The sequence below is a fragment of the Streptomyces sp. NPDC029122 genome (genome assembly GCF_055569445.1).
Genome location: NZ_JBVHWK010000032.1, coordinates 11,569 through 31,962, shown reverse-complemented (window position 1 = coordinate 31,962; position 20,394 = coordinate 11,569). Strand labels below are relative to the sequence as shown.

General features: G+C 70.2%; 15 protein-coding genes and 2 pseudogenes. 11 read left to right on the top strand and 6 right to left on the bottom strand.

Translation table 11 applies throughout. The features are described 5' to 3' along the window. Window positions 1-236: 236 nt before the first annotated feature. A pseudogene (locus ACZ4WZ_RS28935) lies at window positions 237-816 on the bottom strand (HAD-IC family P-type ATPase); the annotation flags it as partial. An 85-nt stretch (window positions 817-901) separates the two neighbouring features. Further along, entirely contained in the window at window positions 902-2,797 is a 1,896-nt protein-coding gene (locus ACZ4WZ_RS28930; protein ID WP_467894856.1) for an APC family permease, read from the bottom strand. Window positions 2,798-3,192: 395 nt separating this feature from the next. Between ACZ4WZ_RS28930 and ACZ4WZ_RS28925 the strand changes: the two genes are divergently transcribed. From ACZ4WZ_RS28925 to ACZ4WZ_RS28890, 8 genes and pseudogenes are all read left to right on the top strand, one after another. Further along, entirely contained in the window at window positions 3,193-3,348 is a 156-nt protein-coding gene (locus ACZ4WZ_RS28925) for a hypothetical protein (protein WP_008734570.1), read from the top strand. Then, window positions 3,345-3,434 (top strand): K(+)-transporting ATPase subunit F, encoded by a 90-nt coding sequence (kdpF, locus tag ACZ4WZ_RS28920; RefSeq protein WP_037789535.1) that lies wholly within the window; start codon window positions 3,345-3,347, stop codon window positions 3,432-3,434. Before ACZ4WZ_RS28925 ends, kdpF begins: the two co-directional genes overlap by 4 nt. Before the next feature lie 6 nt (window positions 3,435-3,440). Beyond that, window positions 3,441-5,105 carry a potassium-transporting ATPase subunit KdpA gene (gene kdpA / locus ACZ4WZ_RS28915; protein WP_467894853.1) on the top strand — a complete coding sequence of 555 codons (1,665 nt, stop codon included), beginning with the start codon at window positions 3,441-3,443 and terminating at the stop codon, window positions 5,103-5,105. Next, window positions 5,102-7,207, top strand: coding sequence for a potassium-transporting ATPase subunit KdpB (kdpB, locus tag ACZ4WZ_RS28910; RefSeq protein ID WP_467894850.1), 2,106 nt, complete (start codon window positions 5,102-5,104; stop codon window positions 7,205-7,207). Before kdpA ends, kdpB begins: the two co-directional genes overlap by 4 nt. A gap of 6 nt (window positions 7,208-7,213) precedes the next feature. Then, a complete protein-coding gene (locus tag ACZ4WZ_RS28905) occupies window positions 7,214-7,930 on the top strand; it encodes a potassium-transporting ATPase subunit C (protein WP_467894848.1) in 717 nt (238 codons plus the stop codon). Between the two features lie 98 nt (window positions 7,931-8,028). Then, window positions 8,029-8,718, top strand: a complete 690-nt coding sequence (locus ACZ4WZ_RS28900) for a response regulator (protein WP_467894845.1) — start codon at window positions 8,029-8,031, stop codon at window positions 8,716-8,718. A gap of 49 nt (window positions 8,719-8,767) precedes the next feature. Next, window positions 8,768-11,311: a DUF4118 domain-containing protein gene (locus ACZ4WZ_RS28895; RefSeq protein WP_467894842.1), complete on the top strand. Its 2,544-nt coding sequence runs from the start codon at window positions 8,768-8,770 to the stop codon at window positions 11,309-11,311. Between the two features lie 334 nt (window positions 11,312-11,645). Then, window positions 11,646-11,992: pseudogene (locus ACZ4WZ_RS28890) on the top strand (SDR family NAD(P)-dependent oxidoreductase); the annotation flags it as partial. A gap of 5 nt (window positions 11,993-11,997) precedes the next feature. On the opposite strand, the gene ACZ4WZ_RS28885 reads toward ACZ4WZ_RS28890, so the two are convergent. After that, window positions 11,998-12,684, bottom strand: a complete 687-nt coding sequence (locus ACZ4WZ_RS28885; protein ID WP_467894839.1) for a response regulator — start codon at window positions 12,682-12,684, stop codon at window positions 11,998-12,000. 463 nt (window positions 12,685-13,147) lie between these two features. Between ACZ4WZ_RS28885 and ACZ4WZ_RS28880 the strand changes: the two genes are divergently transcribed. After that, a complete protein-coding gene (locus ACZ4WZ_RS28880; protein WP_467894836.1) occupies window positions 13,148-13,396 on the top strand; it encodes a hypothetical protein in 249 nt (82 codons plus the stop codon). A 222-nt stretch (window positions 13,397-13,618) separates the two neighbouring features. On the opposite strand, the gene ACZ4WZ_RS28875 is transcribed toward ACZ4WZ_RS28880, so the two are convergent. The 3 genes from ACZ4WZ_RS28875 to ACZ4WZ_RS28865 form a co-directional block, all read right to left on the bottom strand. Further along, window positions 13,619-14,656, bottom strand: coding sequence for a magnesium and cobalt transport protein CorA (locus ACZ4WZ_RS28875; protein ID WP_467894833.1), 1,038 nt, complete (start codon window positions 14,654-14,656; stop codon window positions 13,619-13,621). A 513-nt stretch (window positions 14,657-15,169) separates the two neighbouring features. Beyond that, a complete protein-coding gene (locus tag ACZ4WZ_RS28870; protein WP_467894831.1) occupies window positions 15,170-16,501 on the bottom strand; it encodes a class I SAM-dependent RNA methyltransferase in 1,332 nt (443 codons plus the stop codon). 138 nt (window positions 16,502-16,639) lie between these two features. Next, on the bottom strand, window positions 16,640-18,691 hold the full coding sequence (locus ACZ4WZ_RS28865) for an APC family permease (RefSeq protein ID WP_467894828.1): 2,052 nt from the start codon (window positions 18,689-18,691) through the stop codon (window positions 16,640-16,642). A 210-nt stretch (window positions 18,692-18,901) separates the two neighbouring features. Here ACZ4WZ_RS28865 and ACZ4WZ_RS28860 point away from each other — a divergent pair, with 210 nt between their 5' ends. Both ACZ4WZ_RS28860 and ACZ4WZ_RS28855 read left to right on the top strand, forming a co-directional pair. After that, a complete protein-coding gene (locus tag ACZ4WZ_RS28860; protein WP_467894826.1) occupies window positions 18,902-19,570 on the top strand; it encodes a potassium channel family protein in 669 nt (222 codons plus the stop codon). Then, window positions 19,567-20,229 carry a potassium channel family protein gene (locus tag ACZ4WZ_RS28855; protein WP_362855536.1) on the top strand — a complete coding sequence of 221 codons (663 nt, stop codon included), beginning with the start codon at window positions 19,567-19,569 and terminating at the stop codon, window positions 20,227-20,229. Before ACZ4WZ_RS28860 ends, ACZ4WZ_RS28855 begins: the two co-directional genes overlap by 4 nt. Window positions 20,230-20,394: the final 165 nt, after the last annotated feature.

Sequence of the window (20,394 nt, the reverse complement as noted above, 5' to 3'; positions counted from 1 at the left end):
TACCCCCCCCCCCTCCCCACCCCCCCCCCCCCCCTCCCCCCTCCCCCCCCCCCCCCACCCCCCCCCCCCCCCCCCCCCCCCCCCCCCCCCCCCCCCCACGATTCCTGTCGGCTTCTTGGCGCCGGATCCGGGATCAGCCGGCGTGGACGTGGGGACGGCGAGCGCGGTCGGGTGCGGAGTACCGATCGGACGGTCACCCGGGGCCGGGGCCGGTGGACACCAGCAGGTCGATGAATCGGGCTGCTCAGGCCCATGACGTTGAGGGCCTCCAGGCCTGGGTAGGCCGCGGTGAACATGGCGGGGATGATCGCGAAGTACTTCGCGACGTCGTTCGTGATCGAGAAGGCCGTCAGCGCGCCGCGAGCGATGAGGAGTTGCTTGCCGATCTCGACGATCTCGATGAGCCTGGTGGGGTTGGAGTCGAGGTCCACCATGTTGCCGGCCTCCCTGGCGGCCGAGGTGCCGGTGCTCATCGCCACGCCGGCGTCCGCCTGGGCGAGCGCGGGGGCGTCGTTCGTCCCGTCACCGGTCATCGCGACCAGCTTGCCGCCGGCCTGCTCCCGCTTGATGAGAGCGAGCTTCCTCGGGAGTGGCCTCGGCGAGGTACTCGTCGAGGCCGGCCTCGGCGGCGATGGCCCGCGCGGTCAGCTCGTTGTCGCCGGTCACCATGACCGTCCGGATCCCCATGGGCGCGCAGCCCGCGAACCGCTCCCGGATGCCCTCCTTGACCACGTCCTCGAGGTGGATGATCCCGAGGACCCTCGGCCCGTCCCGGGCGTGGACCGCGACCAGCAGAGGGGTCCCGCCGGACTGCGAGACCTGAGCGGACCAGGAGGCGGCCTCCGCCTGCACGGAATTGGCACCTTCTTGATGGCGGCGCACGGGATCCGTAAGGCCGCCGTCAAGGGCGCGTCAAGACAGAGCAGCGCGCATCGTCGGCGATACGGAAACGCAGACGGCAGATGACGGCGTCGGTGTCGCGGCGCACCGCGTGGGCGACGACGGAGCCGCGCTGGTTCTGCAGCATCCGCTGCCACAGACGGGCGGGTTCGGTCTCCGGGATGAGGACGGTCACCTGGGTGTCCGGATGTGTCCGCGCCAGCTCGCGGACGTACGCCGACACCGGACGACCGAGCGAGCGGGTGTCCGAGGACAGCTCGATCAGCTCGACGCCGGGGTTCCACAACTCCCAGTCCCGGCAGAGGGCTTCGGCGGTCCGCCGGTCTTCCGGGGTGGGGTGGGTGACGGTCACGGCGAGGACCTCGTCGCCCAGCGAGCGGGCGGCGGTCAGGGCCTGGCAGGTCAGCCGGGACAGCCCGGAAACGGGCACGACCACCAGGGAGCGGGCGCGCCGCGGCGCCTGCGGGATACGGCCGAGCTCCAGGCGTTCACCGATCTGCGCGTAGGCGCGGTGGATCCTCTCGAAGGCGAGGACGAGCAGCGGCAGGGCGAGCACGATCAGCCAGGCCCCCTCGGTGAACTTGGTGGCGGCCACGACGATCGCCGAGACGCCGGTGAGCAGGGCGCCGAAGCCGTTGAGGGCGGCTTTCGCCCGCCATCCCCTGGGGCGCTCGCCGTACCAGTGCCGGACCATGCCGACCTGGCAGATGGTGAAGCCGACGAAGACACCGATCGCGAAGAGCGGGACGAGGGTGTTGGTGTCCCCGCCGGAGAACACCAGCAGGAGACCGGACACGAGCGCCAGCCACACCACCCCGTGGCGGTGCACCTGGCGGTCCGCCTTGAGGGCGAAGACGTGCGGCAGGTAGTTGTCGCGGGCGAGCAGGCTCATGAGCACCGGCAGTCCGCCGAACGAGGTGTTCGCGGCGAGCGCCAGCAGCACCATGGTGGCGAACTGGACCACGTAGAAAGCGGCGTTGTGTCCGAAGGAGGCGTCCGCGAGCTGGGCGAGGACGGTCACGCCCTCGACCGGCTGGAGGTGGAAGCGGCCGATGAGGACGGACAGGCCGATCAGCATCGCGCCGAGCAGGGCTCCGAGGGCGACCTCGGTGCGCTGGGCCCGCCGGGCGGCCGGGGCCCGGAAGGACGGCACCGCGTTGGCGACCGCCTCGACGCCCGTCAGTGCGGAGCAACCGGCCGCGAAGGCCTTGAGCAGCAGCAGCGCGCCGACCGCGGTGGCGCCCTCCCCCAGAGCGGAGGCGTGCCCGGCGGCGGAGGCGGTGCTCACCGGGCCGTCGCGGAAGAGGCCGACCACGACCATGGTCAGGATCGACCCCACGAACACGGCCGTCGGCACGAGGAAGGCCTTGGCGGAGTCGACGACCCCGCGCAGGTTCACCGACGTGACCAGGACCAGGACCCCGGTGCAGATCCACACCCGCTCCCCGTACAGCTCGGGGAAGGCCGAGGTCAGGGCGGCGACGCCGGCGGTGATGGAGACGGCCACGTTCAGGACGTAGTCGAGGATCAGCGAGGCCGCGGCCATCAGGCCCGTGCGCCGGCCCAGGTGCTTCTTGGCGACGGCGTACGAGCCCCCGCCGTCCGGGAACGCCGCGATGACCTGCCGGTACGAGGCCACCAGCACGGCCAGCAGCGCCGCGATCGCCAGAGTGACGGGAAGGGTGAACCCGAGGCCGTAGGCACCGGCGGCGGCCAGGACCAGCACGATCGACTCGGGCCCGTAGGCGACGGAGGCCATCGCGTCCAGCGACAGAGCGGCCAGGCCCTGGAGGGCGGTCAGCCGGTGCCGGTCCCCCGCCTGGGCGGGCGCCGTGACGCCGGTATCAGGAGGCTCTTCCCTGCTCGGGGTCTGTCCTGCCGTGGCTGACTTTCCCATGTGTAGTGCCATCTTCGCTGGTTCCTCCGTTGGACAACGTGAGGACAGCGTCCGAACGCCGTGGCCGGATGGCCAGGGTGCTTTGCGCGTTCCATACGCCCGCAGCCCCACTCTTCACGCGCTCCTGACGCCGGGGCCCGGAATCCCGTATGTGGCGCTCGCACTGGTGCCGTCCCGCAGCGAGCTCTCGGCGAGGAACGAACCTCTGATCACGGTCGTCGCCGTGGTTGCGGTCACGCCGCACGCCTGGTAGCGGCCGCGTAGACGGGCACCGCCCTGGACCCGGCCGGGTTGTCCCATCAGGGCTGACGGTGCTTCGCGGCCTCTCGCGTCAGCGTGGCGTCAAGAGTTCCCCCGCGCCCGTATGGACCCCGTCAAGGCGTCTTAACGCCGGGATGAAGACACGGTTATCTCGTCATCGGCCATCTGGCCGATTCATTTCCTCCCTCTTCATCCAGGAGCTCACGGTGGCCGATCTGGCCTTCGTCGTCACCACGGTCGCGGTGTTCGCGCTGGTGGCTCTCATCGCCCGGGGGGTGACCAAGCTGTGAACGCCGAAAACATCGTCGGCCTCGTCGTGGCCGTCTCCCTGCTCGGCTACCTCGTCCTCGCCCTTGTGTACCCGGAGAGGTTCTAGCCACCGATGAGTCCCGTTCTCGCTGGTGTGCTCCAGCTCCTCGCGCTGATCGCCGCGCTCGCACTGGCCCACCGCCCGCTGGGCGACTACATGGCCCGCGTCTACTCCTCCGAGAGGCACTACACGCCGGAGAAGTGGATCTACAAGGCCGTCGGCGCCAACCCGACCGCCGAGATGCGCTGGCCCGCCTACCTGCGCGCCGTCCTCGCCTTCTCCGCGGTGGGCGTCCTGTTCCTCTACGCCCTCCAGCGGGCGCAGGGGATCCTGCCCGGCTCGCTCGGCTTCGCCTCGATCGACCCGGACCAGGCGTTCAACACCGCCGCCTCCTTCGTGGCGAACACGAACTGGCAGTCGTACGCCGGCGAGCAGGCCATGGGCCACATCGTGCAGACCGGCGGCCTGGCGGTGCAGAACTTCGTCTCCGCCGCGGTCGGCATGGCCGTCGCGGTGGCCCTCGTACGGGGCTTCGCGCGCTCCCGCACCGGGGAGCTCGGCAACTTCTGGTCCGACATGGTCCGCGGAGTGTTCCGGATCCTGCTGCCCATCTCCGTGATCGGCGCGACCATCCTGGTCGCGTGCGGCGCCATCCAGAACTTCGCCGGGATCCACGAGGTCGGCCAGTTCACGGGCGGCGCACAGCAGTGGAACGGTGGCGCGGTGGCCTCGCAGGAGGTCATCAAGGAGCTGGGCACGAACGGCGGCGGCTACTTCAACGCCAACTCGGCCCATCCCTTCGAGAACCCCAGCCCGTTCTCGAACCTCTTCGAGATCTTCCTGATCCTGGTCATCCCGTTCTGCCTGACCCGGACCTTCGGCCGGATGGTCGGCGACCTGCGCCAGGGCTACGCGATCCTCGCGACGATGGCCACTCTCTGGATCGGCGCCACCGCCCTGATGATGTGGACCGAATTCGCCCACCACGGCCCCGCCTTCGACATCAGCGGTGGCGCGATGGAGGGCAAGGAGACCCGCTTCGGCGTCGGCGCCTCGGCGATCTTCTCGGTCGCCACCACGCTGACCTCGACCGGTGCGGTCAACTCCTTCCACTCCTCGTACACGGGTCTGGGCGGCGGCATCCAGCTGCTGGGCATGCAGTTGGGCGAGATCGCACCCGGCGGTGTCGGCTCCGGCCTCTACGGCATGCTGATCATGGCGATCATCGCGGTGTTCATCGCCGGTCTGATGGTCGGCCGCACCCCCGAGTACCTGGGCAAGAAGATCAGCACCCGCGAGATCAAGTTCGCGGCCTGCTACATCCTGATCACCCCGGCCCTGGTCCTCGGCTTCACCGCCGCGGCCATGGCACTGGACACCCCCGCGAACTCGATGACCAACACCGGTGCGCACGGCTTCTCCGAGATCCTCTACGCCTACACCTCGGGCGCCAACAACAACGGCTCCGCCTTCGGCGGCCTGAACGCCGACACGCAGTGGTTCAACAGCACCATCGGCATCGCCATGCTGCTCGGCCGATTCCTGCCCATGGTGTTCGTCCTCGCACTGGCCGGCTCGCTCGCCGAGCAGAAGCCCGTCCCCGAAACGGCAGGCACCCTGCGCACCGACAAGCCCCTCTACACCGGGCTGCTCGTCGGCACCATCCTCATCGTCACCGGTCTGACCTACTTCCCCGCCCTCGCGCTGGGACCGCTCGCCGAAGGGCTCGCATCATGAGCACCGCCACTCCCACCAGGGCTCCGCACCAGGACCTGCCCACCGGCCACAAGCCGGACGCCGGACGCGTGGGCGGCGGCCTGTTCGACCCGAAGCAGCTGCTGAAGTCCTTCCCGGACGCGGTCCGCAAGCTCGACCCGCGCGTCATGATCAAGTCCCCGGTCATGTTCGTGGTCCTGGTCGGCTCCGTCGTCACCACCGTCCTCGCGATCAAGGACCCGACCGACTGGTTCGGCTGGGCCATCACCGCCTGGCTGTGGCTGACCACGATCTTCGCCAACCTCGCCGAAGCCGTCGCCGAGGGCCGCGGCAAAGCCCAGGCCGACACCCTGCGCAAGGCCAAGACGGACTCCGTCGCCCGCCGCCTGACCAAGGACGGCACGGACGAGGAGCAGGTCCCGGGCACGGATCTCCGGATCGGCGACCTGGTGGTCTGCGAGGCGGGCGACGTCATCCCGGGCGACGGCGACGTCGTCGAGGGGGTCGCGTCCGTCGACGAGTCCGCCATCACCGGCGAATCCGCGCCCGTCATCCGCGAGTCCGGCGGCGACCGCTCGGCCGTCACCGGCGGCACCAAGGTCCTCTCCGACCGCATCGTCGTCAAGATCACGACGAAGCCCGGTGAGACCTTCATCGACCGGATGATCGCGCTGGTCGAGGGCGCGGCCCGGCAGAAGACGCCCAACGAGATCGCGCTGAACATCCTGCTCGCCTCGCTGACGATCGTCTTCCTGCTGGCCGTGGTCACCCTCCAGCCCTTCGCGATCTACGCCGGCGCCGAGCAGTCGATGATCGTGCTGACCGCGCTGCTGGTGTGCCTGATCCCGACCACGATCGGCGCGCTGCTGTCCGCGATCGGCATCGCGGGCATGGACCGCCTGGTCCAGCGCAATGTGCTCGCCATGTCGGGCCGGGCGGTGGAGGCGGCCGGCGACGTCTCCACGCTGCTCCTCGACAAGACCGGCACCATCACCCTCGGCAACCGTCAGGCCTCCGAGTTCGTACCCGTGAAGGGCACCACCGAGGCCGAGGTCGCGGATGCCGCCCAGCTCTCCTCACTTGCGGACGAGACCCCCGAGGGCCGCTCCATCGTCGTCCTGGCCAAGGAGAAGTACGGGCTGCGCGAGCGCCACCAGGGCGAACTCGAGCACGCCGAGTGGATCGCCTTCACCGCTCAGACCCGTATGTCAGGCGTGGACGTGGACGGCAAGCAGACCCGCAAGGGCGCGACCGGCTCGGTCGTCGCATGGGTGAAGGAGCAGGGCGGCCAGGTCGCCGAGGACGCGCAAGCGCTCACGGACCGGATCTCCCAGGCCGGCGGCACCCCGCTCCTCGTCGCCGTCAACGACGAGAAGGGCGCCCGGGTCCTCGGCGTCATCCACCTCAAGGACGTGGTCAAGGAGGGCATGCGCGAACGGTTCGACGAGCTGCGGCGCATGGGCATCAAGACCGTCATGATCACCGGCGACAACCCGCTGACCGCCAAGGCCATCGCCGAAGAAGCGGGCGTCGACGACTTCCTCGCCGAGGCCACCCCCGAGGACAAGATGGCCCTCATCAAGCGGGAGCAGGCGGGCGGCAAGCTGGTCGCGATGACCGGCGACGGCACCAACGACGCCCCCGCCCTCGCCCAGGCCGACGTCGGCGTCGCGATGAACACCGGCACCTCGGCCGCCAAGGAGGCCGGGAACATGGTCGACCTGGACTCCAACCCCACCAAGCTCATCGAGATCGTCGAGATCGGCAAGCAGCTCCTCATCACCCGAGGAGCCCTGACCACCTTCTCCATCGCCAACGACGTCGCGAAGTACTTCGCGATCATCCCGGCCATGTTCGCCGTGGTCTATCCGGGCCTCGACAAACTCAACATCATGGGGCTGTCGTCCCCGAACTCCGCGATCCTCTCCGCGGTCATCTTCAACGCGCTGATCATCATCGCGCTCGTACCGCTCGCCCTGAAGGGCGTCCAGTACAAGCCGACCAGCGCCGACAAGATGCTCCGCCGCAACATCGGGATCTACGGACTCGGCGGCCTGATCGCCCCGTTCATCGGCATCAAGCTCATCGACCTGCTCATCACCCTCATCCCCGGAATCGGCTGATCTGCGATGAACAACTCCGTATCCAGCTCCTTCCGCCTGCTCGGCGCCGGCCTCCGCGCCCTCCTCGTCCTGACCGTGATCTGCGGGGTCATCTACCCGCTCGCCGTCACCGGGATCGCCCAGGCCCTGTTCGACAACAAGGCCAACGGCTCCGAGATCAAGGACAAGAGCGGCCAGGTCGTCGGCTCCTCCCTCATCGGCCAGACCTACAACCTGCCCAAGCACAACCCCGACGACCCGGAGGAAGCAGCCAAGCCGGACCTTAAGTGGTTCCAGCCGCGCCCCTCGGGCGGCCTCGGCTCCAACAGCGTCAACACGCGGTACTCGCTGATCCTCTCCGGCGCCACCAACCGCTCCGCCGACAACGGCGCCGTCAACGGCCAGTGCACCAAGGGCGCGGAAGAGGGCACCCTCTGTGCCCAGGTCCTCGCCGCCAAGGAGTCCGTCATCGCCGACAACTCCACGGCCGGTCACCAGGTCAAGCCGGAGGACGTGCCGGCCGACGCCGTCACCTCCTCCGGCTCCGGCCTCGACCCGCACATCTCCCCGGCGTACGCCAAGCTCCAGGTCCACCGGGTCGCCGAGCAGAACAAGATCGACGTCAAGCAGGTCGAGAAGCTCGTCGCGGACCACACCACCGGCCGCACGCTCGGCTTCATGGGCGAGCCCCGCGTCAACGTCCTCGAACTCAACATCGCGCTCAAGGCCCTGACCAAGAGCTGATGTGCCACATCGCACGGACCGGGGGCCGGCGGGGCGCGGACGGTTCGCGCCCCGCCGGTCTCTTACCGTGCCCGCGACGAAGGAAGGGCTGCACACCGATGACCCGGGTGCTGGTGGTGGAGGACGATCCTCAGCTCGTCCGCGCGCTGAAGATCAATCTCCAGGCGCGCAAGTTCGAGGTCGAGGAGGCTTCCGACGGCGGTTCGGCCCTTTGGCTCGCGGCCGCGCGCAAGCCGGACGTGATCGTGCTGGACCTCGGGCTGCCCGACATGGACGGCGTCGACGTGATCAAGAGTGTCCGCGGGTGGAGCCGCGTGCCCATCCTGGTGCTCTCGGCCCGTCACACCTCGGAGGACAAGATCCGGGCATTGGACGCGGGCGCGGACGACTACGTGACGAAACCGTTCAGCATGGACGAGCTCCTCGCCCGCCTGCGCGCCGCCGCCCGGCGCCAGGAGGCGCCCACCGCCGCACGGGCCGACGAGGTGGCCGTGGTCACCACCGACGAGTTCACCGTCGACCTGGTCGCCAAGAAGGTGCGGCGGGGCGAGCGCACGGTCCGGCTGACCCCGACCGAGTGGCATCTACTGGAGATCCTCATCACCCACCCGGGCCGTCTGATCACCCAGGGTCAGCTACTCCTGGAAGTCTGGGGACCGGCCTACGGGGAGAACACCAACTACCTGCGCGTCTATATGGCCCAGCTCCGGCGCAAACTGGAAGCGGACCCGTCGCACCCGCGGTATCTGATCACCGAGCCGGGCATGGGGTACCGCTTCGAACCCTGATCACCCGCCCACCGTCAGCAGAACGTCAGCAGAGAAGAAGAGTCGGAACATGGGACGCGGCAAGCTCCGCATCTACCTCGGCGCGGCGCCGGGCGTCGGCAAGACGTACGCGATGCTCTCCGAGGCGCACCGCCGGATCGAGCGGGGCACCGACTGCGTCGCCGGCTTCGTCGAGCACCACAACCGTCCGCGCACGGAGGTGATGCTGCACGGACTGGAGCTCATCGAGCGGCGCGAGATCGAGTACCGGGGCTCCACCTTCACCGAGATGGACGTGGACGCGGTCCTCGCGCGGCGCCCCGCCGTCGCCCTCGTCGACGAGCTCGCCCACACCAACGTGCCGGGCTCGCGCAACGCCAAGCGGTGGCAGGACGTGGAGGAGCTCCTCCAGGCCGGCATCGACGTGGTCTCCACCGTCAACATCCAGCACCTGGAATCACTGGGTGACGTGGTCGAGACGATCACCGGCGTCCGGCAGCGCGAGACCGTGCCGGACGAGGTGGCCCGACGCGCCGACCAGATCGAGCTGGTCGACATGTCCCCGCAGGCACTGCGCCGGCGCATGGCCCACGGCAACGTCTACAAGCCGGACAAGGTCGACGCGGCCCTGTCCAACTACTTCCGGCCCGGCAACCTCACCGCCCTGCGCGAGCTGGCCCTGCTGTGGGTCGCCGACCGGGTCGACGAGTACCTGCAGGAATACCGGGGCGAGCACGACATCCGCTCCACCTGGCAGGCCCGCGAACGCATCGTCGTCGGCCTCACCGGCGGCCCCGAGGGCCGCACCCTCATCCGCCGGGCCGCCCGCCTCGCCGAGAAGGGCGCCGGCGGCGAGGTACTCGCCGTCTACATCGCCGCCAGCGACGGCCTCACCTCGGCCTCCCCCAAGGAACTCGCCGTCCAGCGCACCCTGGTCGAGGACCTCGGCGGCACCTTCCACCACGTCATAGGCGACAGCGTCCCTGATGCGCTGCTGGAGTTCGCCCGCGGGTGCAACGCCACGCAGATCGTGCTGGGGGTCAGCCGCCGCCGTTCCTGGCAGTCCGTCTTCAGCCCTGGCGTGAGCGCCACCGTCGCCCGCGAATCCGGGCCCGACCTCGACGTCCACATCGTCACCCATGACCAGGCCGCCAAAGGCCGTGGTCTGCCCGTCGCCCGCGGCGCACGTCTGGGGTGGCCCCGCATCATCTGGGGCTGGCTGACCGGCATCGCCGGCCCCGTGCTGCTCACCGTCCTGCTGAACCAGGTCGTTCCGGACCTCGGGCTCGCGAACGACATGCTGCTCTTCCTCACCTTCACGGTGGCGGCGGCGCTGCTCGGCGGGCTGCTCCCCGCCCTGGCTTCGGCGGCCTTCGGGTCACTTCTGCTGAACTACTTCTTCACCCCGCCGCGGCACGAGTTCACCATCTCCGACCCGAAGAACATCGTCGCCATCGCGATCTTCGTGGGTGTGGCGGTGTCCGTCGCCTCGGTCGTCGACCTGGCCGCCCGGCGCACCCACCAAGCGGCGCGGCTGCGCGCCGAGTCCGAGATCCTCTCCTTCCTCGCGGGCAGTGTCCTGCGCGGGGAGAACTCCCTCGACGCGCTCCTGGAGCGGCTGCGCGAGACCTTCGCCATGCAGTCGGTCGCCCTCCTCGAACGGACCAGTGAGGTCGACCCCTGGACCACCGCGGCATCCGTCGGCACGGGCCCCGTCAGCCGGCCCGAGGACGCCGACGTCGACCTGCCCATAGGCGACACCATGGCGCTCGCCCTGACCGGCCGGGTGCTCCCCGCCGAGGACCGCCGCGTACTCGGCGCCTTCGCCGCCCAGGCAGCGGTCGTCCTCGACCGCCAGCGCCTCGTCGACGAAGCCGAGAAGTCCCGCGAACTCGCCGAGGCGAACCGCATCCGCACCGCCCTCCTCGCCGCGGTCAGCCACGACCTCCGCACCCCGCTCGCCGGCATCAAGGCCTCGGTCAGCTCCCTGCGCTCCGACGACGTCGAATGGTCCGAAGACGACAAGGCCGAACTCCTCGAGGGCATCGAGGACGGCGCCGACCGCCTCGCCGCCCTGATCGGGAACCTGCTCGACATGTCCCGCCTCAACACCGGCACCGTCGTCCCGCTGATCCGCGAGACCGACCTCGACGAGGTCGTCCCGATGGCCCTGGGCGGCGTACCGGAGGACAGCGTGGAACTCGACATCCCCGAGACGCTCCCGATGGTCGCCGTGGACCGGGGCCTGCTGGAGCGAGCCGTGGCCAACATCGTCGAGAACGCCGTCAAGTACAGCCCCCACGGCCAGCCCGTGAACGTCACGGCCAGTGCGCTGGCCAACCGCGTCGAGCTCCGGGTCGTCGACCGCGGCCCCGGCGTCCCCGACGAGGCCAAGGACCGCATCTTCGAACCCTTCCAGCGCCACGGCGACGCCCCGCGCGGCGCCGGAGTCGGCCTCGGCCTCGCGGTCGCCCGCGGCTTCACGGAGGCCATCGGCGGCACCCTCACCGCCGAGGACACCCCCGGCGGCGGCCTCACCATGGTGATCACCCTTCCCGTAGCGGGCGGCGCTCCCCCCGTCAGCGCGCAACTCCCGGCTTCGGCGGTCACCTGACCTCCGTACGGGCCTTCATGAGACGCACACGCACGCGAGCCGTCCGGCTCCGGTATGCCCACACCGGAGAGCCGGACGGCTCATGTGCGGTCATGAACAGCGGTCCGCGCCACGGCGACCGGCCACCGCACCAGGTGCGGCCGACGGCGCCCGCCGTCCGCCCGGCCCTCTGACATCGGCCGCGCGTCCTCCGCGGACCCGACACCGACGTCCTGACGGACTCCGGCCGAGGCTCCGTACGCCTCCTCACCTTCACCGCATGACCTGAGTCCACGCCCCTGCGCGGCGCCGGGGCGCAGGGCGCGTCAGCCATGCCCGTCTCCAGGAATCCCATATGTCCTCATCCCTGTCCGGACGTACCGTCCTCGTCACCGGCGCCACCGCCGGCATCGGCTACGAGACCGCGCGCCAGCTCGCCCTGCGCGGCGCGCTCGTACTCCTCCACGGCCGCACCGCCGAGGACGCCCAGGCGGCGGCAGACCGTCTGGTGGCCACCGCCGGCATCGGCAGCGCCCTGGTGCGGTCAACAACGCGGCCATCGCCGCACCCGACCGCCACACCCTCACCGCCGACGGCAACGAGATCGCCTTCCAGGTCAACTTCCTCGCCCACTACCTCCTCACCCACCTGCTGGAGTCCGCCCTCACCAGCGACCCGGGAGGCCGTGTCGTCAACGTGTCCCGCACTCACGCCTCGAAGCGGTACCCCCTACCGGGAGCGGTGATCAGGTGGCGCGGGTACGACGGGTCCGCTTCCAGCTTCCTCCGCAGGTGCGCCATGTACACCCGCAGGTAGTTGGTCTGGGTTCCGTACGAGGTACCCCACACCTCCTGGAGGAGCCTGCGCTGGCTGACCATCTGGCCCCGGTTCCGAATCAGGACCTCCAGCAGGTGCCATTCGGTCGGCGTGAGCCTGATGCTCTTCCCTCTCCGCCTGGCCTTCCTCGCCAGCAAGTCGACCGTGAACTCCTCGGTCTCCACGACCGCTTCGTCCGTGGCGGTCGCGCCGTGGTCGGGCGTGCGTCGGACCACGGCCGCCAGCCGGGCGAGCAGTTCGTCCATGCTGAAGGGCTTGGTGATGTAGTCGTCGGCACCGGCGTCGAGGGCCTGGATCTTGTCGCTCGATGCGTGGCGGGCGGAGACGACCAGGACGGGTACCTGCGACCAGCCCCGCAGGTTCTTGATCACCTGGATCCCGTCCATGTCGGGCAGCCCGAGGTCCAGCAGGACCGCGTCCGGTCGGCAGGCGGCCACGGCGTCCAGGGCCTCACGCCCGTCCCGCACGCTCTCCACTTCATACTTGCGTGCCTTCAGGTTCATGACCAGCAACCGAGCGAGCTGCGGTTCGTCATCGACCACCAGCACCCGGGTCATCGGCGTGCCGCCTTCCTGTCGTACGTCCTGTGATGGAGATGGGACGGCTCACTCGAGCAAACAGCCGTTTCCTCCCGTGCCGACGGGAGTTGACGACGTCCATACGCCCACGGGCGTGACCTTGACGGCTTCCCTACGGGAGCGGCTCCTACCCGTGTCAGAGCTGCGTCAAGGACGGTCCGACCTCCTTGAGTGCGGGCTCGCCAGCCCGTTGTATGAGCGAGGTCAACAGCGGTCTGAGCCATGTCGGCCACCTCATACGGTGCGCCCGGCGCGCGCTGCTCAACCGACGGTGCGCTGAGGCGCCCTCCGATCCGCGGCCGCCCGCCCCCGCCTCGGCGGGCGGCCGCGCCCGCCCCGTGCCCGCCGCCGTCCGGGCAGGCACGGGGCCCCACCCGTTCGCAGGCGGCGGTCCCCTGCTTCCCTCCGCCCGGACGTCCCGGGCACCGCCTGGAGAGGCCCCGTGTTCGAAATCGCACCGCAGCAACTGCCGGCCCTGCGCCGCTGGTTCCCCACCGGCCCGCCCTGTCCCGGCACGCTCACCCAGGGGTCGGTCCTCTCCGTCGCCTGCAGCTACTTCCGCGGCGGCGCGTACGAGGACATCGCGGTGGCCACCGTGCCCGACCGGCGCCGTGAACGCCTGGCACTGGCCTGCGTCTCGGGCCTGCCCGCCGATGTTCAGGCACGTGGACGGGCATCGAACGGTAAATGACAGAGTGAGCCCGGCCATTGACGGAAGGCCAACCACCTACGCCTCAGGACGGCACCTCACCGGCAACCGAACCGCACGCGCCCACCTCCGAGGAGCGAGCGGGCCGGGGCCAGGTACACCAGCCAGCCACGGGTTCCTGCGTACAGGGGCAATTCACCGCCCGGAGGAACCAGCAGGCCTCCCGCTGAGGCACACCCGCATTCCCCGCCACTCACCGTTCCGCTAGAGCCATTTGTTGCGGCGCAGGGCGCGGTAGATCACCGTGCACACGACCGCCATGAGGGCCCAGACGGCGGGGTAGCCGTACGGGGACTTGAGTTCGGGCATGTGATCGAAGTTCATGCCGTAGACGCCGACGATCATGGTGGGGACGGCGATGAGGGCGGCCCAGGCGCTGATGCGGCGCATGTCGGCGTTCTGCTGGACGCCCAGCTGGGCGATGCTGGCGCTGAGCATGCCGGAGACGAGTTCGTCGAAGGACAGGATCTGTTCGCTGACCCGCTCGTGGTGGTCGGCCACGTCCCTGAAGTACGTGGCGACCTCCGAGGGGATGCCGGGGACCGCGCCTTCGCTGAGGCGCTGCAGGGCGCCGGCGAGCGGCATCACGGCTCGCTTGAATTCGAGGAGCTCGCGCTTGAGCTGGTAGATCCGCCCGGCGTCCACCGGACGGTCCGGGGAGAAGACCTCGGCTTCCAGGGAGTCGACGTCACCGGCGAAGGCGTCCGCGACCTCGACGTAGCGGTCGACGACCATGTCCGCCACGGCGTGCAGGACGGCGGCTGGTCCGCAGCCCAGCTGCTGCGGATCGTCCTGGAGCTGTCGGCGCACGTCGTCGAGCGGCGGGGCGCTGCCGTGGCGGACGGTGATCGCGTATCCGGGGCCGGCGAAGACCATGATCTCGCCGGTGTCGACGATCTCGCTGGTCGCGGTGACCTTCTCGTGGTCGACGTAGACGATCGTCTTCAGCACGAGGAACAGCATGTCGCCGTAGCGTTCCAGCTTGGGCCGCTGGTGGGCGTGGACGGCGTCCTCCACGGCGAGGGGGTGCAGACCGAAGGCCTCGGCGACCTCTTGGAGCTCCTCCTCGGCGGGCTCGTACAGGCCGATCCACGCGAACCGGCCCTCCTGCGGGTCTATGCGCTTCATGACCGTGTCCAGGGTCACCTGGCCGGGGATGCGGCGCCCCTCCTCGTAGAGCGCGCAGTCCACCACCGCCGACGGCAGGCCCGCATCACCATCGCCACCCCGCTCCGCCACCATGCGCCGCCTCGTGTCCCTTGTCCGATACGTAGGGATGCAACCTACCCGCGATCAGCAGGTGATCACCCTCAGCTGAAGACGGCGGAGCGTCAGCCCCCTCGCGTCCCCCTCGGCGAGTACCGCGAGGAGAGGTCCCGGGCGTTCTCGCGGCGGAAATACCCTGCTCCATGGCCCATGCCCAGCGCGCACCGAAAGGCAGGTGAGTCCCCGATGTGTGGTGGACCTCCCAGTCGCGTGCCGCGGAGCGCTGCCGCGCCCGGCTCGTAGCCGGACCTGCAGGCGGCGTCTGCGGCGTGCCCTCACGCATCCCCCACGCCCTGTTGCTTCCTGTCTGCGGAAGGACCCCTGCCGTGTCCGAGCGTCGTCTGCGTGCCCTGCGCGCGTTCACCAAGCCCGCCAAGCGCCCCGCCGAGCCCCGCCCCGATGCCGGGCAGCCCGCGCCGGCCGCATCGGCCGACCTCCCACAGCAAGATCACAATCTGCTGCGGGACGCACACTGCCCTAACGCGCAGGTCAGAGGCCCTTTCCAGCAGGCTCCAGGATCGCCACGCACTCCACGTGGTGCGTCATCGGGAAGAGGTCGAAGACGCGCAGCGTGCGGACCTTGTAGCCCGCTTCCCCGAAGTAGCCCAGGTCGCGCGCCAGGGCCGCCGGGTCGCAGGCCACGTAGGCGATGCGGCGGGCCGAGAGGCTCGCGATGTGGCGGACCGTCTGCTTGCCCGCGCCCGCGCGGGGCGGGTCCAGGACGACCAGGTCGCATTCGGTGATGCCGGTCTTCGGGAGGGCCGTGTCCACCTTGCCCTGCTCGATGCGGACCCGGGGGAAGTCCGCCAGGTTGTGGCGGGCGTCCTCCACCGCGCGCTTGCCCGACTCGATGCCGAGGACGGCCCCGGTCTCGCCGAGGCGCTCCGCGAGCGCGCCCGCGAAGATGCCGACGCCGCAGTACAGATCGAGGGCCATCTCGCCCTTGCGCGGCATCAGGCCCTGCATGACGGCCTTGATCAGGGTGTCGGCGGCCTGGGGGTGGACCTGCCAGAAGCCGCCCATGCCGACGCGGTACGTACGGCCGTCCGCGCGCTCGCGGACGAAGGGGCGGCCGTGGACGCGGTGCACCCCGCCGTCCTTCTCCTCCACCCGCAGGACGGAGACCGGCTTGTCCAGCTCGACGAGCGGGAGGCGGCCGCCGGGGCGGGGGGTGAGCACGACCTGGCGGTCGTTCGAGCCGGAGGCGGCGATCGCCTCGACGGTGGCCATCTGGGGCCAGTCCTGCTGCTCGATGCCCAGTTCCGAGACGCCCGGGGCGGCGATCATGCAGTGGTCGACCGGCTCGATGTCGTGCGAGCGGTGCTTGCGCAGGCCGGCCCGGCCGGTCTCGTCGATCGCGTACTGGACGCGGGTGCGCCACTGCGGCACCTGGCCGGCCGGCAGCTTGTCGCCTTCGGCGGGCATGACGGTGCCGTCCCAGCCGGCCTCCTCGGGGGTGAGCCCGGCGAGCCGCTTCAGCTGCTCGGCGACGACCTCGCCCTTGAGCCGGCGCTGGGCGCCCGGCTTGGCGTGCTGCCAGTCGCAGCCGCCGCACTTGCCGGGGCCGGCGTACGGGCAGGGCGCCTCGACCCGGTCCTTGGAGGCGGTCAGGACCTTGACCGCGTCGGCGCGGAGGAAGCGGGAGTCCGCCTCGCCCTCCGTCACACGGGCGACGACCTTCTCGCCGGGCAGGGTGTGGCGGACGAACAGGACGCGGCCGTCCGCCGTACGGGCGATGCAGTGGCCGCCGTGCGCGACGGGACCGACCTCGACCTCGTACTCCTCCCCGACCAGTGACTGCTTCTCGTTCTGCTCGGTCATGGTGAGGAGGCTCCAAGGAAGTGGATCGAAGAAAAGAAACGGCCGGAGGACCGACCCACCAGTTTACGTGGATCTCCTCCGGCCGTTCGCCACCGGCTTCGCGGCCACTTCGCCACCGGCTTCGCGACCGCTCCGACGCTACTTCGCCGATTCCTTCGGACGCGGCCTCGGGGTGTCGACGGGGCCTCGGCGCACCGCGCCCGGGGCGTTCCACTCCTGGCGCTTCTTCGCCCGCCGCTTGGCGAGCTCCGAGGACTCCAGCTGGTAGGGCACCGAGGTGACCATCACACCGGGCGTGAACAGCAGCCGGCCCTTGAGCCGCAGCGCGCTCTGGTTGTGCAGCAGGTGCTCGTACCAGCGCCCCACGACGTACTCGGGGATGTAGACGCTGACCGCGTCGCGCGGGTTCTCGCTGCGCAGCCCCTTGACGTACTCGACCACCGGCCGGGTGATCTCGCGGTAGGGCGAGTCGAGGATCTTCAGCGGGACGTTGATCCCGCGCCGCTCCCACTCGGCCCGCAGGGCCTTGGTCTCGGTCGGGTCGACGCTGATGCTGAGCGCCTCCAGGGTGTCCGAGCGGGTCAGCTTGGCGAAGGCCAGGGCGCGCAGGGTCGGCTTGTGGACCTTGGAGACCAGGACGATCGAGTGGACCCGGGAGGGCCGCACGCTGTCGTCGCTGGGGCCGTCGTCGGCGGCGATCTCGGCGGCGACCCGGTCGTAGTGCTTCCGGATCGCGGTCATGGTGCCGTAGAAGATCAGCATGCCCAGCAGGGCGACCCAGGCCCCGTGGGTGAACTTGGTGGCGAGGACGACGACCAGCACCATGCCGGTGAAGAAGGCGCCGAAGGTGTTGATCGCCCGCGAGCGGATCATCCGGCGGCGGGCGGCCTGGTCGCGCTCGTTCTTCAGGTGGCGGTTCCAGTGCCGGACCATGCCGATCTGGCTCAGCGTGAAGGAGACGAACACGCCGACGATGTAGAGCTGGATCAGCTTGGTGGAGTCGGCGTCATAGAGCCACACCAGCAGTATGGCGGCGCCGGCGAGCAGCACGATGCCGTTGGAGAAGGCGAGCCGGTCGCCGCGGGTGTGCAGCTGGCGCGGCAGGTAGCGGTCCTGGGCGAGGATCGAGCCGAGCAGCGGGAAGCCGTTGTAGGCGGTGTTGGCGGCCAGGAACAGGACGAGCGCGGTGGCCGCGGCGAGCAGGATGAAGAGGAAGCTGCCACTGCCGAAGACGGCCTCGGCGACCTGGGAGATCACCGGGTGCTGGACGAATCCGTCGCCGACCGGTACGCCGTTCTCCAGCAGGTTGGTCGCGGGGGCCTCGGCCATCTTCACGCCGGTGGCCATGGCCAGGCCGATGATCCCGCAGAACATGGTGACGGCCAGGGCGCCCATGAGGGCGAGGGTGGCGGCGGCGTTCTTGCTCTTGGGCTTACGGAAGGCCGGTACGCCGTTGCTGATCGCCTCGACACCGGTCAGGGCGGCACAGCCCGAGGAGAAGGCCCGCAGCAGCAGGAAGACCAGCGCGAATCCGGCCAGCCCCTGGTGCTCGGCCTTGATCTCCAGGCCGGCGGTCGGGGCCTCCATCGTTTCGCCCTGCACGAGGCCGCGCCAGACGCCCCAGGCGATCATCGCGAACACGGCGCCGACGAACACGTACGTCGGGATGGCGAAGAGCTTCCCGGATTCCTTCACTCCGCGCAGATTCATCAGCGTGAGCAGCAGAATCATGACGATCGCCGAGAGCACCTTGTGCTCGATGACGAAATCGACGGCGGAGCCGAGATTCTCCACGCCGGAGGAAATGGATACCGCGACGGTGAGGACGTAGTCGACGAGCAGGGCGCTCGCCACGGTGAGGCCCGCCCGGGGTCCGAGGTTGGTGTTGGCCACCTCGTAGTCGCCGCCGCCGCTGGGGTAGGCATGGACGTTCTGCCGGTAGGAGGCGACCACCGTGAACATCAGGACGACGACCGCGACCGCGATCCACGGGCTGAAGTGGTACGCCGACACACCCGCGATGGACAGGACCAGCAGTACCTCGCCGGGGGCATATGCCACCGAGGAGAGGGGGTCGGAGGCGAACACGGGAAGGGCGATCCGCTTGGGGAGGAGCGTCTCCCCTAGGCGGTCGCTGCGCAGCGCCCGGCCGATCAGGATCCGTTTGGGCACGTCGGTCAGTTTGGACACGCAGAGGATCGTAAGCGTTCGAAATGTGGCTGACGAACCCCCTGCCCCCGATCCGCACCAATGCGCCGCCAATGAAGCACCTGTCGGACCCCAAATGGTCACACTGGTGACCGCCCGTGTGTAGCTTGGGCCATGGTCTGAGACCCTGATTAGCCAGAGCATGCAATGAGGCTGGAAACCAGCGAGCCGCTGTCAGCCGGAAGGACGGCCGTGCACATCGTCATTATGGGCTGCGGAAGAGTGGGCTCCGCCCTCGCGCAGACCCTGGAACAGCAGGGTCATACGGTCGCCGTGGTCGACCAGGACCCCACCGCATTCCGCCGGCTCGGGGCCTCCTTCGGCGGCCGCCGCGTCACCGGTGTCGGCTTCGACCAGGACACGCTCCGCGAGGCCGGGATCGAGGAGGCGGGCGCCTTCGCCGCCGTCAGCAGTGGTGACAATTCCAACATCATCGCGGCGCGCGTCGCCCGGGAGATGTTCGGTGTGGAGAACGTCGCCGCCCGCATCTACGACCCCAAGCGCGCCGAGGTGTACCAGCGTCTCGGCATCCCCACCGTCGCGACCGTACGGTGGACCGCCGACCAGATGCTGCGCCGGCTGCTGCCCTCGGGCGCGGAGCCGCTGTGGCGCGACCCGAGCGGCGGCGTCCAGCTCGCGGAGGTGCACACCTCGCCGGCCTGGGTCGGTCACAAGGTCAGCAAACTGCAGGACGAGACCGGCGTCCGCGTGGCGTTCCTCACCCGCCTGGGCGAGGCCACGCTGCCGACCTCGCAGACCGTCCTCCAGGAGGGCGACCTCGTCCACGTGATGATGCGCACGGACGAGATCGACAAGGTCGAGGCGGCCTTCGCCGAGGGTCCCGAGGAGGCACACGCATGAGGGTCGCGATCGCCGGAGCCGGGGCCGTGGGCCGCTCCATCGCGGGAGAGCTGCTGGAGAACGGCCACGAGGTGCTCCTCGTGGACAAGGCGCCGACCGCCATCTCGGTGGAGCGGGTGCCGCAGGCGGAGTGGCTGCTCGCCGACGCCTGCGAGATCACCTCGCTCGACGAGGCGGCGCTCCAGCGCTGCAACGTGGTCATCGCCGCGACGGGCGACGACAAGGTCAACCTGGTCGTGTCCCTGCTCGCGAAGACCGAGTACGGGGTCCCGCGCGTGGTGGCCCGCGTGAACAACCCGAAGAACGAGTGGCTCTTCAACGAGTCCTGGGGCGTCGACGTCGCGGTCTCCACGCCGCGCCTGATGTCGGCCCTGGTCGAGGAGGCCGTCAGCGTCGGCGACCTGGTGCGGCTGCTGCGCTTCAGCCACGGCGACGCCAACCTCGTGGAGCTGACCCTGCCGGCCGACTCCTCGGTCGCGGGCACCCAGATCAGCGAGATCACCTGGCCCGAGGACACCTCCCTGGTCACCATCATCCGCGGCAACCGTGTGCTCACCCCGCACGGCGAGGAGACCCTGGAGCCCGGCGACGAGCTCCTCTTCGTGGCCGCCCAGGCCCGCGAGGAGCAGCTGGAGGACCTCCTCCAGGCCCGGAACTGAGCGCGTAGGCGCCTCGGCCGCCCGGACCCGGACGGCGAGACGCACGCGGGAGGGGGGGGGGGGGGGGGGGGGGGGGGGGGGGGGGGGGGGGGGGGGGAGGGGGGGGGGGGGGGGGGGTGGGGGGGGGGGGGGGGTGGGCGTCTGTCAAGTAGGCGGACGCAGCGT